Origin of the sequence: Micromonospora sp. NPDC048909 (assembly GCF_040649635.1) — a bacterium.
Lineage (GTDB): Bacteria > Actinomycetota > Actinomycetes > Mycobacteriales > Micromonosporaceae > Micromonospora.
The window spans coordinates 719,922-734,752 of record NZ_JBEZFU010000001.1; the positions used below are offsets into that span (position 1 = coordinate 719,922).

The window sequence follows — 14,831 nt, forward strand, 5'->3', positions numbered from 1 at the left end:
GGCCGGATGACCCTGATCAGCTTCGTCGTTCCGGCCTTCCGGGTGCAGGGCTACCTGCGCGAGTGCCTCGACTCGATCCTCGGCCAACCCTTCACCGACATCGAGGTGATCGGGGTCGACGACTGCTCGCCGGACGACAGCGGCGAGATCATCGCCGAGTACGCGGCGCGCGACCAGCGGGTCCGCCCGGTCCGGCTGGCCGAGAACGCGGGGCTCGGTCCGGCCCGCAACATCGGGCTGGACCGAGCCGTCGGCGAGTACGTCTGGTTCGTCGACGGGGACGACTGGCTGGCGCCGGACTGCCTGCCGGAGGTGGCCGCCCGGCTGCACGCCACCCGACCGGACGTGCTGCTCGTCGACCACGTCCGGACGCACTGGAACGACACCGCGACCCGCAGCGCGATGCGCGAGGTCTTCCCGGAGCCGCCCGGGGAGGGGACGTTCCGGCTGCGCGAGCGGCCGGCGGCGATGCGACTGCTGCACACCGCGTGGAACCGACTGGTCCGCCGGAAGTTCCTGCTCGACCTCGGGCTGCGCTTCGAGCCCGGCTGGTACGAGGACGTGTCGTTCAGCTACCCCGTGCTGATGGCCGCGGACCGGATCGGCGTGCTGGACCGGGTCTGTGTCAACTACCGGCAGCGCCGGGCCGGAGCGATCACCCGGACCCGGGGTGACCGGCACTTCGAGGTGTTTCCGCAGTGGCACCGGGTGTTCCAGCTGATGGAGCGCTGGGGGCCGGCCGTCGACGAGCTGCGCCCGGCGGTCTTCGAGCGGATGATCTGGCACTACCTGACCGTGCTCGGCAACGGGCAGCGGATCGCCCCGGAGCTGCGTCCGGCCTTCTTCGCCCAGATCACCGCCGACTACGCCCGCTGGCTGCCAGCTGCCGGCTACCCGGCGCCGGACGGGGTGGAGGGGCTCAAGCACCGGCTGGTCGCGGCCGGCCGGTGGCGGACGTTCAGCGCGCTGCGCGCCGCCAACCGGGCCCGCGACGCCGCCCGGCGTTCGGCGCGGACCGCCAGGCGGCGGGTGACGCCGGTGGCCCGCCGCAACGCCCGCCGAGCCCGCGACGTGCTGTTCCGCGAGTACTACCGGGCGGAGCTGCGCCGCCCGGTCGACCCGTCGCTCGCCGTCTACGCCGCGTACTGGTACCGGGGGTACGCCTGCAATCCGGCGGCGATCCACGAGACGGCCCGCCGGCTGGCACCGGAGATCCGCGGCGTGTGGATCGTCCGCCGGGACCGGGTCGACACCCTCCCGCCCGGGGTGGAGTACGTGGTGGCCGGGACCCCGGCCTACTACCGGATGCTCGCCCGGGCCCGCTGGCTGGTCAACAACGTCAACTTCCCGGACTTCGTCCGTAAGCGGCCCGGTTCGGTGCACGTGCAGACCCACCACGGCACGCCGGTCAAGGTGATGGGGCTCGACCAGCAGCGGTACCCGATCGGCGCCGGCCGGATGGACTTCGCCGGCCTGCTGCGCCGGGTGGACCGCTGGGACTACAGCATCACCTCGAACAGCTTCTCCACCCAGATGTGGGACCGGGCGTACCCGGCCACGTACACCACGCTGGAGGTCGGCTACCCGCGCAACGACCGCCTGGTCACCGCGACCACCGAGGACGTGTTGCAGCTGCGCGCGGAGCTGGGGATCGGCCTGGCCGAGCAGGTGGTGCTGTACGCGCCGACGCACCGCGAGCATCTGCCGCACTACCGGCCGCCGTTCGACCCGGACCGGTTCCTGGAGGCGCTCGGGCCGTCCGGCCGGCTGCTGATGCGCAGCCACTACTTCCACGACCGGGATCGCCGCCCGCGTCGGCCGGCCGAGCGGGAGCGGATCCACGACGTCAGCTCCCACCAGCGGGTGGAGGACCTGTACCTGGTCGCCGACGTGCTGGTCACCGACTACTCGTCGGCGATGTTCGACTACGCGGTCCTGGACCGGCCGATCGTCATCTACGCGCCGGACTGGGAGGCGTACCGGCTGGCCCGGGGGGTCTACTTCGACGTGACCGAGGAACCGCCGGGCGCGGTGGCGCTGACCTTCGCCGACCTGATCGATCTGTTCCGGAGCGGCGAGGTCCGCTCGGAGTCCGCGGCCAAGGCGCGACAGCAGTTCCGGGCCCGGTTCTGTGCGCTGGACGACGGGCGGGCGGCGGAGCGGGTGGTCCGCACGGTCTTCCTCGGCGAGCCGGTGGAGGCGCGCCGTTCCTGCTGACGTCCGCCCGCGAGGGGATAGTCGGCGTTCGATGAGGTCGTAACAGGACCGTCACTGGCTGAACATGGCACGTTTACCCGATGTGCGGGCGGCATGATCTTGGTCACAGTCATTCGGGGGGTTCGTCGGACGAGCTGGGGGAGGTGACGGTGTCAACCGTCGCGCTCAAGGATGTCACCAAGGTCTTCAAGGACGGCACAGTCGCGGTCGACAGCATCAACCTCGACGTCACCGACGGTGAGTTCATGGTGCTGCTCGGCCCGTCCGGCTGCGGAAAGTCGACCGTGCTGCGGATGATCGCCGGCCTGGAGGACCCGAGCAGCGGGGCCATCCTGCTCGACGGCGAACTGGCCAACGACCTGTCGCCACGGGACCGGAAGATCGCCATGGTCTTCCAGGACTTCGCGCTCTACCCGCACATGACCGTCGGTGACAACATCGCCTTTCCGCTGCGGCTGGCCGGGATGGAGCCGGAGCCGCGCGGCGAGCGGGTCAGCGACGTGGCCAGCGCGCTCGGCATCGGCGATGTGCTCGGGCGCCGGCCGGGCCAGCTCTCCGGCGGGCAGCGCCAGCGGGTGGCGATGGGCCGGGCGATCGTCCGCCGTCCCGGGCTCTTCCTGATGGACGAGCCGCTGTCCAACCTCGACAGCGGGCTGCGCGCCGAGCTGCGCGCGGAGATCTCCGGCCTGACCCGTGAGCTGGGGGTCACCACCATCTACGTCACGCACGACCAGGCCGAAGCGCTCACCATGGCCGACCGGGTGGCGATCATGCGCCGCGGCGTCCTCCAGGACGTCGGCACCCCCACCCAGGTGTACGGCCGCCCGGCCACCCTCTACGTGGCCGCGTTCCTCGGCAGCCCGCGAATGAACCTGCTGGAGGCGTCGGTCTACGTCCACCTCGACCGGTACGTCACGCTCACCCTCGGCGAGCAGGCGCTCTACCTGCCGTGGGACGACATCCGCAGCCGCGCGGTCGCGCACTACCACGGCGAGCGGATCGTGGTCGGGATGCGGGCCGAGGCCCTCACCCCGGTCACGCCGGACAGCCCGGGCGACGTGCTGCACGGCCGGATCCGCTACCTGGAGCACCACGGTCACGAGTCGCTGGCCTTCCTCGACATCGGCGCGACCGCGATCGTGGTCGACGAGATGGGCAGCCGGGGCGGCAACACCCTGGACGCCGGCCAGCGCGGGCTGCGCCGGTTCGGCCAGGTGATGCAGCGCTTCGCCGGCAAGCCGACGGACGCCGCCACGGAGCCGGCCGCGCGCGGCACCCGGACGAGCGTGCTGCCCGACCCGGGACGGCACCACCGGCGCCCGGCCGAGTTGGCGGTACGCCTCGCTCCGTATCCGGCGGTATCCACCGGGCACCCGCTCTCCGTCCGGGTACGCATGGACGCCCTGCACTTCTTCGACGAGCGGGGCGATCGCATCGACGTGGGGTGGCGCTGAATCGAACCGGTGCCCTACCGTTCGGCGACCGGAGTCCACATAGCAACAACCGAGAGGGGTGCGCCCGTGTCGGGTGACCGTCCGAATCCGCTCGTCATCGAGCGCATCCTGCGCGACCGCGAGGGAATCTGGCAGCAGATCGTGGCCGAGCGCGACCTGAACGCGCTGACCGGCCGGATGTTGGCCAGCTCCGCGATCGCGCTGGCCTGCTACGGCGCTGTGCTCGGCGCGTTCCACAGCGCCCTGATGGCGTTGACCTCGGCGGTGAAGCTGCCGCTGCTCTTCCTGGTCACGTTGGCCATCTGTCTGCCCACGCTCTACCTGTTCAACCTGGTCTTCGGAGCCCGCCTCTCGGTACGCCAGTCGCTGGCGCTGGTGATGGTGGCGATCACGGTCACCGCGATGCTGGCCGTGGCGTTCGCCCCGATCAGCCTCTTCTTCCTGATCACCGCCCCCGACTACGGCTTCTTCAAGCTGCTCAACGTCGCGATCCTGACCCTCTCGGCGTTCGTCGGGCTGCGTTTCCTGACCGGCGGTATGCAGGTGCTCAACCAGCACGGCCTGCTCGCCCCGGCCGAGCCCGCCGCCGCCCCCGTGGCCGTACCGGCCGCTGCCCCCGTGGCCGTACCGTCGGCGCCGGCCGCCGTCGAGCCGGTCGCCGTGCCGGCCGGCGTGGCGGCGAACGGTGCGGCCTCGGCCGCGAGCGGGTCGGACGGGTCCGCGCCCGCTCCCACCGCCCCGGCGATCCCCGCGCAGGCGGTCGGTCCGCAGCCGGCGGTCGCCCCCGTGTTCCCGCCCGGGATGGTGCCGCCGGGCTACCCGTCGACGCAGCGGCCCTGGGCCACCCCGCCGGTCCGCCGCGCCGAGCCGAGCCAGCGGCCGGCGAGCATGACCCTGCTCTACATCTGGATCCTGCTCTTCGGCTTCGTCGGCACCCAGCTGGCCTGGACCCTGCGCCCGTTCTTCGGCGACCCGGAGCAGGATTTCGCCCTCTTCCGCAGCATCGACGGCAACTTCTACGCGGAGATCCTGCGCACCATCGCCAACCTCTGACCCGCCCCGGGCGCGGCGCTGCCGCGGCTTGTCGATCATGCAGTTGTGATGGGCGGAATGAAGCCTTTCGCGACTTTTGCCAGGCACCACAACTGCATGATCGACGGGGTGGGCGGGGTGGAGGGCGGGGCGGGGTGGGTGGGGGTGCAGCGAGGCCTTGCTCTGGGAAATTACTGGCGAGTAGCGTCGGGGCATGTCCATCGACTCACGCCAGGTGGCGGCCGGGATGCTCGAGGCCGTGCCGTTCGCCCGCACACTCGGCTTCGAGTTCGTCGAGGTCGCCCCGGAAGCTGACGGTGGGGTCCGGGCGGTCGTCCGGCTGCCCGACTCGCCGGACACCCACAATCATGTCGGCGGCCCGCACGCCGGCGCCATGTTCACGCTCGGCGAGACCGCCTCCGGCGCGGTGGTGCTGGCCGCGTTCGGTCAGCTCCTCGACCGCGCGGTGCCGCTGGCCGTCCGAGCCGAGATCGCGTACCGCAAGCTGGCCATCGGGCCGGTGCGCGCCACCGCCCGGCTGGGTCGCTCGGCGTCCGAGGTGATCGCGGAACTGGAGTCCGGCCGGCGGCCGGAGTTCCCGGTCGAGGTCGAGATCAGCACCGAGGACGGCACGCCCACCTCGGCGATGACAGTCATCTGGACCCTGCGCCCGCAATAGCCCGAGGCAGGCGGAAACGGGTTTGCCGGGCCGATCGGGTGGTTAGATTCGTACCGTGCTGGGCCTACCTGCTCACGTGACCGCCTGTCTCTTCGACCTGGACGGTGTGCTGACGCAGACCGCCCGGGTGCACAACGCCGCCTGGACCGAGACGTTCGACGCGTTCCTGCGCCAGCACGCCGCGGCGACCGGTGTGCCCTACCAGCCGTTCGACCCCGGCCCGGACTACAACCGGTACGTCGACGGCCGGCCCCGGGCGGACGGGGTGCGAACCTTCCTCGCCTCTCGCGGGATCGTGCTCCCCGAGGGCGCGCCCGACGACCCACCGGACGCCGACACGGTGAACGGGGTCGGCAACCGCAAGAATCTCCTGCTGCTGGAGCACCTGCGCACTCACGGCGTCGACGTCTACCCGGGCTCGGTGGCATACCTGAAGGCGGCCGCCGCGGCGGGGCTGCGCCGGGCCGTCGTCACGGCCAGCGCCAACGGCCGGGAGGTGGTGGCCGCCGCCGGCCTGGAGCCGCTGCTCGAAGCCCGGGTGGACGGGCTCGTCGCCCACGCCGAGGGCCTGCGCGGCAAGCCCCACCCGGACACCTTCCTGGCCGGCGCGAAGCTGCTCGGCGTCGAACCGGCCCAGGCCGTGGTCTTCGAGGACGCGCTCTCCGGCGTGGCCGCCGGGCGGGCGGGCGGCTTCGGCTACGTGGTCGGGGTCGACCGGGTCGGCCAGGCCGACGAACTGCGCGCGCACGGCGCCGACGTGGTCGTCACCGATCTCGCCGACCTGCTGGACGAAAGGCACACCGCGTGATCAGGGAACGCGCCTATCCGGTCGACCCGTGGCATGTCCGGGAGATCCGGCTCGACATGGACGTGCTGGCCCAGTCCGAGTCGGTCTTCGCCCTCTCCAACGGGCACATCGGGCTGCGCGGCAACCTGGACGAGGGCGAGCCGCACGGTCTGCCCGGGACGTACCTGAACTCCTTCTACGAGCTGCGCCCGCTGCCCTACGCCGAGGCCGGCTACGGCTTCCCGGAGTCCGGCCAGACCATCGTCAACGTCACCAACGGCAAGCTGATCCGGCTGCTGGTCGACGACGAGCCGCTGGACGTCCGCTACGGCGAACTGCTGGCCCACGAGCGGACCCTCGACCTGCGCGCCGGCACCCTGCACCGGGAGCTGCACTGGCGCTCGCCCGCCGGCCGCGAGGTCAAGGTCCGCAGCACCCGCATGGTCTCGTTCGCCCAGCGTGCGGTGGCTGCGATCAGCTACGAGGTGGAGGCGGTCGAGGGCCCGCTGCGGCTGATCGTCCAGTCCGAGCTGGTGGCCAACGAGTCGCTGCCGGCGCAGAGCCGTGACCCGAGGGTGGCCGCGGTGCTCGAGTCGCCGCTGCTGGCCGAGGAGGAGCTCACCACCGAGGACGGCGGTCTGCTCGTGCACCGGACCAAGGTCTCCGGGCTGCGGGTCGCCGCCGCCATGGACCACGAGGTGTACGGTCCAGACCGCACCACCATCGAGTCCGAGGGGTACGAGGACTGGGTCCGCACCACGATCGGCTGCGTGCTCAAGCCGGGCGAGAAACTGCGGGTGGTCAAGTACCTGGCCTACGGCTGGTCCAGCCGCCGTTCTCTGCCGGCCCTGCGCGACCAGGTCGGCGCGGCGCTGGCCGCCGCCCGCCTGGACGGCTGGGAGGGTCTCTGCCGCGAGCAGCGGGAGTACCTCGACGAGTTCTGGGACGCGGCGGACGTGCGGGTCGAGGGCGACCCGGAGATCCAGCAGGCGGTCCGCTTCGGGCTCTACCACGTGCTTCAGGCCGGTGCGCGGGCCGAGCGCCGGCCGATCGCCGCGAAGGGGCTGACCGGCCCGGGATACGACGGGCACGCGTTCTGGGACACCGAGATGTTCGTCCTGCCGGTGCTCACGTACACCCAACCCAGCGCGGTCCGCAACGCGCTGTACTGGCGGCACGCCACGCTCAACCAGGCCCGGGAGCGTGCCGAGACACTGAACCTGAAGGGCGCAGCCTTTCCCTGGCGGACGATCGAGGGGCCGGAGTCGTCCGGCTACTGGCCGGCGGGGACCGCCGCGTTCCACATCGCGGCCGACGTCGCCGACGCGCTGCGCCGCTACGTCCTGGTCACCAACGACACCCAGCTGGAGCAGGAGATCGGGCTGGAGCTGCTGGTGGAGACCGCCCGGCTGTGGCGCTCCCTCGGCCACCACGACCGGCACGGGGTGTTCCACATCGACGGGGTGACCGGGCCGGACGAGTACACCGCGGTGAAGAACGACAACATCTACACCAACCTGATGGCGCAGCGGAACCTCATCACCGCGGCGGACCTGGTGGGGCGCTACCGGGACCAGGCGACGCACCTCGGTGTCACCGACGAGGAAGCGGCGAGCTGGCGGGACGCGGCGGCGTCCATGCACCTGCCGTACGACGAGGAGGTCGACGTCCATCAGCAGGTGGAGGGGTTCACCCGGCTCCAGGAGTGGGACTTCGCGTACACGCCGGCGGAGAAGTATCCGCTGTTGCTGCACTACCCGTACTTCGACCTGTACCGCAAGCAGGTGATCAAGCAGGCGGACCTGGTGCTCGCCATGCACTGGCGGGGTGACGCGTTCACCCCGGAGCAGAAGGTGCGCAACTTCCTCTACTACGAGCGCCGGACGGTGCGGGACTCGTCGCTCTCCGCCTGCACCCAGTCGGTGCTCGCCGCCGAGGTGGGCCACCCGGAGCTGGCGCACAGCTACCTGCGCGAGGCCGCGCTGATGGACCTGCACGACCTGAACGAGAACACCCGCGACGGCGTACACATGGCCTCGCTGGCCGGCGCCTGGATCGCCCTGGTGGCCGGCATGGGTGGCCTGCGGGACCACGACGGTGAGCTGTCCTTCGCGCCCCGGCTCTCCAGCAAGCTCAGCCGGCTGGAGTTCTCGTTGCAGTGGCGCGGGCTACGGCTGCGGGTGGATGTCCGGCCGCACCAGACCACCTACGAGCTTCGCCACGGCGAGCCGGACGACGTCGTGGAGCTGCGGCATCACGACGAGACGATCCGGATCACCCCGGGCCAACCGGTGACCGTGCCGGTGCCGCCGGCCCATCCGGCCGGCCCGCCCCCGGAGCAGCCGCCCGGCCGGGGTCCGCTGCTCCGGCTGCCGGAGACCGAGCCGTGACCGGCGCGCGGTCCGCCGGGCGGCGGCGGGTCCGATGACGTACGCGGCCGGGGCGGGTTGCTCCCGCCCCGGCCGCCGCACACATCGCACCTCAGCTCAGATGGGGTCTCCGGTGGACGGGCGGCCCGCCGCGTCGCGGGGTGCCATCGCCCGCGGATCGTCGGCGGTACGCGCGTGTGCCGCGTTGTCCGCCCAGTCCTTGTTGCGCTCGGCTGCCTGCAGCCGGCCCTCCTCCTCGGACCTCTGCTCGTGCCGGGACGCCTGTTGCTGCCGGGATGTCTGCCGCTGCTGGGCCATCGTGATCCTCGCGATCCGTCGGGGCGCACGCTGCGCCGACACGGTCTGCGGTCGCCCGTCGGCTACCCGACCCGCCCGTCGACAAACTCCGCCCGGTGGCCCGGTGGCCCGGTGGCCCGGTGGCCCGTTGGTCCGGGCCGCGGTCGGCGGGGCTGGCGGGGACGGTGTGGTGCGGTGTGGCTTCGGGGCCGCTGTGACGGCGGTGGCTGGGATGGGTTGACCGGCGCCACGCGTGCGGCGGGTCGGCCGGGGTATGCGCAGCGCAGCCGGCGACCCGGCCGGCGGGCTGGAGGTCGGGCATGGACGTGCGGAGCAGTGCGGTGACGATCCCGGTCGGGGACGCGGGGCTCCCGGCGGATCTGGTGCTCCCCGCCGACCCGGTCGGGGTGGTGCTCTTCGCGCACGGCAGTGGCAGTTCCCGGCACAGCCCGCGGAACGTGGCGGTGGCCCAGGTGTTCAACCGGCAGGCGCTCGGCACCGTGCTGGTCGACCTGCTGACGCCGGAGGAGGACGAGGTGGACGCCCGCACCGCCGAGCTCCGCTTCGACATCGGGCTGCTCGCCGGCCGGCTCGCGGCGATCGTCGACTGGCTGGCCGCCGAGCCGGCGACGCGCGGGCTTCCGATCGGTCTCTTCGGTGCCAGCACCGGTGCCGCCGCGGCGCTGGTCGGTGCGGCGGCCCGACCCGATCAGGTACGCGCGGTGGTCTCCCGAGGCGGCCGGCCCGATCTGGCCGGTACCGCGCTCGCCGCGGTACGCGCGCCGACGCTGCTGCTGGTGGGTGGCCTGGACGAGCAGGTGATCACCTTGAACGAGCAGGCCCGCGAGGCGCTGCCCGGTCTCGTTGAGCTGCACGTGGTGCCCGGCGCGACCCACCTCTTCGAGGAGCCGGGCACGCTCGACCAGGTTGCCGACGCCGCCACCGCCTGGTTCGCCACCCACCTGCGCGCGTCCTGACCCGCCCGCTTTCGTCGCGGGTCATCGCCCAGCTCGACCGCTGATCCGCCCGGCCAGACCCATGATCAAACCGGCTGGCCGGCCGGGGCGGAAGGCGGGGTCGGGGTCGGGGGTGGGGCCGCGCGGCGGTGTTGTTGGACGGTGTCGATGACGCGCCAGACGACGGCCGTGATCGGCACCGAGACGAAGGCGCCGGCGATGCCGGCGATCAACGTGCCGGCGGTGACCGCCACCAGGATCACCGCCGGGTGCAGCCGGACCTGCCGCTTCATGATGAGCGGTTCCAGCAGGTTGCCCTCGATCTGCTGCACGGCGATGACCGCGGCCAGGGTGAGCAGCGCCGTGGTCGGCCCGTTGGCGGCCAGCGCCACCAGCACCGCCACCGCGCCGGCAACGGTGGCGCCGATGATCGGTATGAACCCGCCGATGAAGGTGATCAGCGCGAGCGGCAGCGCCAGCGGCACGCCGAGCAGCACCAGCGCCAGCCCGATGCCGATCGCGTCGATCGCCGCGATCATCATCGTGCCCCGGCTGTACGCGCCGAGCGTGCGCCAGCCCATCCGCCCCGCCTCGGCCGTCACCTGGCGGTTGGGGCCGGTCGTCCGGGTGAGCACCCAGTTCCACATCGTCCGGCCGTCCTTGAGCAGGAAGAAGAGCAGCACCAGGGCGAGCAGCGCGGAGCCGGCCACCTCGGCGGCGGTCCGGGCACCGGCCACCGGGTCGAGCGAGCCCTGCCCGAAGCCCTGCCGGGCCTGCTCGATCATCCAGTCCAACTGCTGGTCGGTGATCGGCAGAGTCGAGGTGACGAAGTCGCGGGTGCGGCTCAGCCCCTGCGACAGCTCCTGCCGCAGCTCGGTGAACTGGCTGGCGGTCAGGTCCCAGACCAGCACGCCCACGCCGACGAGGAGACCGACCAGCAGCAGGATGCTCAGCAGCGCGGCCAGCGACGCGGGCAGCCGGAGCCGGCGGAGCAGGAGCAGCACCGGATCGAGCAGCGCGGCCAGGAAGATGGTGGCGGCCAGCGCGATCGCCAGCGGTGCCAGCAGCATGGCGATCCGGCCGAGCAGGTACAGCCCGGCCACGATGACGACCAGACAGGCGCTCCACACCACCGCCGAGCGGACCAGCCAGGGCAGTCCGGCCCAGGCCTGTCGTGGGGCGCTGCCGGCTCGGCCGATCACCGTCCCGCCGGGCGTCCGCCCGGCATCGTCCTCGTCCACCTCGGCCCTCCTCGATCGCTGGCGGGCAGGTACCCGGCCGGCGTCATCCCGACACCCGCCCGGGCGATCTGTGCTGTCCCCTGGCGGCGCGCGGACCGCTGCGAGGGCCGGGTGGACATCGACTGTGGACGCTCCGGCTGGCCCGGTCTGGGTGTCGATGCACCGCACTGTGTTCCTGCGTACCGCCGCGATGCCGCCGTCCCTTTTCGACGGGATGGCTGGTGTTTGCGGCGCTCGGCCGAGGGAAGCCAGCAGATCCGACCCGGAACCGAGGAGGACGTCGTGGGCGACTTCATGGACAAGGCCAAGGACATGGCGGACAAGCACGACAAGCAGGTCGACCAGGGGATCGAGAAGGCCGGCGACGTGGCCGACAAGCGTACCGGCGGCAAGTACGACGAGCAGATCGACAAGGGTGTCGACCAGGCGCAGGCGCGTACCGGTGAGGGCGACCAGGTGCGCTGACCGGTGGACCCCGTCCCGGGTCGCCGTCGGCGGCCCGGGACCGTCCGCTTCAGACGGGGCGGCCTACCGCGCCGAGTCGAGCAGGGCGTCGAGGGTGTGTCGCGCGACGCCGGCCATCACCGGGTTGGTCTCGACGTAGTACGGCAGTGCCCCGATGGCCTGGGCCAGGGCCCAGCCGCGCCCGCGTGCCCAGGCCGCGTCGTCGACGGCGAGGGCACGCCGGTAGGCCTCCCGGCCGAGGGGCGGCAGCAGATTCCACGCCGGCATGAGGTCCAGGGCGGGGTCGCCGACGCGGACCGCGCCGAGGTCGATCACCGCGGCCAGCCGGCCGTCGCGTACCAGCAGGTTGCCCGGCATGAGGTCGCCGTGCAGCCACACGTCCGGCCCGTCGTGGGCCGGCGCTTCCAGACAGGCGGTCCAGATCCCGGCGAGTCGGACGGTGTCCACGAGCTGGGCACTTGCGGCAAGGTACTCGCGGACGTACCGGTCCTGGGTGTGCAGCGGCCCGCCCCGGCCTCGGCCGTTCCACGTCGCGCCGTCGGTGTCCACCGCGCGCAGGGCCGCGACGAATCCGGCGAGGTCGCGCGCGAACGCGACCGGGTCACCGATGGTCGAGCGGCTCGCGGTCTCACCGGGGATCCAGCGGTACGCCGCCCAGCGGCCCGGGTAGCCCGGCCCGGGCTCACCCAGAGCCAGCGGTTCGGGGACCGGCAGGGGCACCCGGCCGGCGAACCGGTGCGCGCTGGCCTGCTCGTCGACCAACTCGTCCCACAGGTCGGGGCCGGGCTGCAACGGAAAGCGCAGGACGACCTCGTCGCCGAGCCGGAAGAGCGCGTGGACCGTGCCGTGCGAGACGATCGGGCGTACGGGGTGGTCGGCCCAGTGCGGAAACTGGGCGGCGACCAGCGCAGCGACGACGTCGACGGGGACGTCGACCTGGTCGGCGTGCATTCTCACCGGCTGATCCTGCCCTCGAGCGTGGCCGAGTGGCGAGCGGTTTTTCCGCCGGTCTGTCGGTGGTCCGCATGATTCACCCGGGCCGGGTGGGGTAACCGCCGCCATGGCCGACGATCGTCCCGCCACCGAGCCCGAGCGGTCCTCGCTCGGCGACGTCGCCGAGCGGGGCGGCCAACGGGTGGAGGAGGCCCGGCGACGCGGTGGCGAGGCGGGCAAGATCCGGCTGCGCCAGCTGGAGATCACTCTCGTGATCGCGTTGCAGTCGGGGCTGGCCGCGGCGCTCGCGGCCCTGATCGCGCAGAACCTGCTCGGCCCGGGCGCGCACGTCTTCGCCCCCGCGGCGGCGGTCGCCACCATCGCCAGCGCCATCGGTCAGCGGGCCCGCCGCACCTTCGAACTGCTGGGCGGGGTGGGGCTCGGTGTCATCATCGGGGACCTGCTGCGCCTCGGGCTCGGCAGCGGCCCCTGGCAGACCGGGCTGGTGGTCGGGCTGGCGATTGCCACCGCACTGCTGGTGGCCGGCCGGGGCGGTCAGCTGGTCGGCCAGGCGGGCGGTACCGCCGTCCTGATCTCCACGCTCGCCCCGATGGAGCGCGGGCTCGAGCTGCCGCGGATCTTCGACGCTCTGGTCGGCAGCATCGTCGGCCTGGTGGTGGTCGCGCTCCTGGTGCCGGTCAACCCGATCCGGGTGCTGGACCGGGCCGCCGCGCCGGTGTACGACGCGGTCGGCGGCCAGCTCCACGAGCTGAGCGGCGCGCTCCGCCGCCGGGATACCGAAGGGGCGGTCCAGGCGCTGGAACGGGTGCGCTCGCTCGACGGCGACATCGGCCGGTTGAACGAGGCGCTCAGTGGCGCGGACGAGGTGGTGACCCTGGCGCCGATCCGCTGGCACCGCCGGGAGCAGTACCGCCAGTTCGCGCGCAGCGCGGAGCACCTGGAACGGATGGCGCTGGACACCCGTGCGCTCGCCCGATGGTCGGCGACCTGCCTTCAGTACCAGGAGCCGGTTCCGGATGAACTGCCCGCCGCCATCGCCCGACTCGGCGACGCGGTCCGGGCCATGCGCCAGGAGTGTCGGGCGGGGGAGCAGCCAGGTCAGGCGAGGTCGCTCACCCTGAAGGCGGCCAATCTCGCCGGTCGGGCCTGGGCGCAGGGGGTCCGTACCTTCGGCGACGCGATCGTCACCGGCATCCGTACGGCCGCCAGTGACCTGCTCCGGTCCGGCGGCTGCGAGCCGGAGGAGGCCAACCGGCTGGTGCGCACGGCTGCCGGTGCGGGTGAGCGGGCCATCCATCCGCCGTTGCGCCGCCAACTGCAGCGGACCGCCCGGCAGAACTTCGTCACCGGCGCCGGGGCGCGAGTTCGTCGGGCGAAGCGCCGGAGCACGATGCGCGGTCGTTCGGGTCGGGCCCGGGAGAACAGCCGGGCCGGGCTCCCCGGTAGGGGAGGCCCGGCCCGGTGATGGCCGCGGATCAGGAGGAGTAACCGCGCTCGGCGATCCAGTTGGCGACCTTGCCGAGGGGCATCCAGTACTCGCCGTCGGTCGGGTCGGCCGGGTCGGCGATCTGGATGGCGTCCCCACCGTCGCGGTAGCCGACCAGGGTCAGATAGTGGCCACCCTCGTACGAGTGCGGGATGCCGTTGACGTCCACGGCGGTGCCCTTGACGTTCGCCACCACCGGCCGCCCGGCGTCCAGCGCGTCCCGCACGTCGGTGCGAAGTCGCTCGACCTGCTCCGGCTTGGCCACCGAGTCACGGATCTCGGTGGTCTTGTACTTGCCGCCGGTCAGCGCGTTGAGCACCCGGGTGGTGTCCTCGGCCGAGTTGGTGCCGGCCTCGGTGGTGCCCAGCAGTGCCGCGACCTCGTCCTGCGAGATCGCCTTGCCCTGCGCCGAGAGCGCAATCCGGGTGGCGGCGGGACCGCAGTAGTAGAAGTTCGGCTGGGCCTGGTAATCCACGCCCACCGTCCGCTCGGCCCGCCGGTCGTGCTGGCCGCCCTTGTCGGACTGGGTGGACGTCGCCGGGCCGGTCTGGACCGGGGCGGCCTGGGCGGCCACCGCGGGGCCCAGCACGCAGCCGCCGGCGACCAGCAGGCCGGCAACGGAGAGGCCGCTCTTGTGCAGGATGGGATTCATGCGTCGGGCTCCAATCGGGGGGTTTGTCGCCTCCGGTCGGAGGCGGGCAAGCACCAGGACAGGCGCTCGGCTCATCAGCTGAACGACACCCGGGCGCCGTCGCGCCCCGGGATACCGGGGGATGTAACGGCCCTGCTCCGCCCGGCATTCCACCGCTCGGCCACCCCGGCCTGCGGCGTCGTGACCAGTCGCAACGGTCCAACCCACCCGGCGATTCCGGGCGAACCACCCGCCCGCCTCCA

General features: G+C 72.7%; 13 protein-coding genes. 9 read left to right on the forward strand and 4 right to left on the reverse strand.

Annotated features, from left to right (window positions below; all coding sequences use genetic code 11):
• Nucleotides 1-6: 6 nt before the first annotated feature.
• From AB0C04_RS03470 to AB0C04_RS03495, 6 genes are all read left to right on the forward strand, one after another.
• A complete protein-coding gene (locus tag AB0C04_RS03470; RefSeq protein ID WP_357047588.1) occupies nt 7-2,217 on the forward strand; it encodes a bifunctional glycosyltransferase family 2 protein/CDP-glycerol:glycerophosphate glycerophosphotransferase in 2,211 nt (736 codons plus the stop codon).
• A 149-nt stretch (nt 2,218-2,366) separates the two neighbouring features.
• A complete protein-coding gene (locus AB0C04_RS03475) occupies nt 2,367-3,671 on the forward strand; it encodes an ABC transporter ATP-binding protein (protein WP_357047591.1) in 1,305 nt (434 codons plus the stop codon).
• A gap of 66 nt (nt 3,672-3,737) precedes the next feature.
• Entirely contained in the window at nt 3,738-4,724 is a 987-nt protein-coding gene (locus tag AB0C04_RS03480; protein WP_357047594.1) for a hypothetical protein, read from the forward strand.
• 193 nt (nt 4,725-4,917) lie between these two features.
• Entirely contained in the window at nt 4,918-5,382 is a 465-nt protein-coding gene (locus tag AB0C04_RS03485; protein WP_357047597.1) for a DUF4442 domain-containing protein, read from the forward strand.
• A 55-nt stretch (nt 5,383-5,437) separates the two neighbouring features.
• Entirely contained in the window at nt 5,438-6,190 is a 753-nt protein-coding gene (locus AB0C04_RS03490; protein WP_357047600.1) for a beta-phosphoglucomutase family hydrolase, read from the forward strand.
• Nucleotides 6,187-8,559, forward strand: a complete 2,373-nt coding sequence (locus tag AB0C04_RS03495) for a glycoside hydrolase family 65 protein (RefSeq protein ID WP_357047603.1) — start codon at nt 6,187-6,189, stop codon at nt 8,557-8,559. The genes AB0C04_RS03490 and AB0C04_RS03495 overlap by 4 nt, the downstream gene beginning before the upstream one ends.
• Nucleotides 8,560-8,655: 96 nt before the next feature.
• Here the strand turns inward: AB0C04_RS03495 and AB0C04_RS03500 are convergent, their stop codons facing one another.
• Nucleotides 8,656-8,856 (reverse strand): hypothetical protein, encoded by a 201-nt coding sequence (locus tag AB0C04_RS03500; RefSeq protein WP_357047606.1) that lies wholly within the window; start codon nt 8,854-8,856, stop codon nt 8,656-8,658.
• Between the two features lie 299 nt (nt 8,857-9,155).
• On the opposite strand from AB0C04_RS03500, the gene AB0C04_RS03505 reads away from it, so the two are divergent.
• Nucleotides 9,156-9,812 carry a dienelactone hydrolase family protein gene (locus AB0C04_RS03505; RefSeq protein WP_357047609.1) on the forward strand — a complete coding sequence of 219 codons (657 nt, stop codon included), beginning with the start codon at nt 9,156-9,158 and terminating at the stop codon, nt 9,810-9,812.
• A gap of 65 nt (nt 9,813-9,877) precedes the next feature.
• Here AB0C04_RS03505 and AB0C04_RS03510 read toward each other — a convergent pair whose 3' ends face one another.
• Entirely contained in the window at nt 9,878-11,032 is a 1,155-nt protein-coding gene (locus AB0C04_RS03510) for an AI-2E family transporter (RefSeq protein WP_357047612.1), read from the reverse strand.
• 282 nt (nt 11,033-11,314) lie between these two features.
• Here AB0C04_RS03510 and AB0C04_RS03515 point away from each other — a divergent pair, with 282 nt between their 5' ends.
• Nucleotides 11,315-11,497 (forward strand): antitoxin, encoded by a 183-nt coding sequence (locus AB0C04_RS03515; RefSeq protein WP_357047615.1) that lies wholly within the window; start codon nt 11,315-11,317, stop codon nt 11,495-11,497.
• Nucleotides 11,498-11,560: 63 nt separating this feature from the next.
• On the opposite strand, the gene AB0C04_RS03520 is transcribed toward AB0C04_RS03515, so the two are convergent.
• Nucleotides 11,561-12,448 (reverse strand): aminoglycoside phosphotransferase family protein, encoded by an 888-nt coding sequence (locus tag AB0C04_RS03520; RefSeq protein ID WP_357049096.1) that lies wholly within the window; start codon nt 12,446-12,448, stop codon nt 11,561-11,563.
• Nucleotides 12,449-12,557: 109 nt separating this feature from the next.
• On the opposite strand from AB0C04_RS03520, the gene AB0C04_RS03525 reads away from it, so the two are divergent.
• A complete protein-coding gene (locus tag AB0C04_RS03525) occupies nt 12,558-13,916 on the forward strand; it encodes an FUSC family protein (RefSeq protein ID WP_357047618.1) in 1,359 nt (452 codons plus the stop codon).
• Nucleotides 13,917-13,926: 10 nt separating this feature from the next.
• Here AB0C04_RS03525 and AB0C04_RS03530 read toward each other — a convergent pair whose 3' ends face one another.
• Nucleotides 13,927-14,589 carry a C39 family peptidase gene (locus AB0C04_RS03530; protein ID WP_357047621.1) on the reverse strand — a complete coding sequence of 221 codons (663 nt, stop codon included), beginning with the start codon at nt 14,587-14,589 and terminating at the stop codon, nt 13,927-13,929.
• Nucleotides 14,590-14,831: the final 242 nt, after the last annotated feature.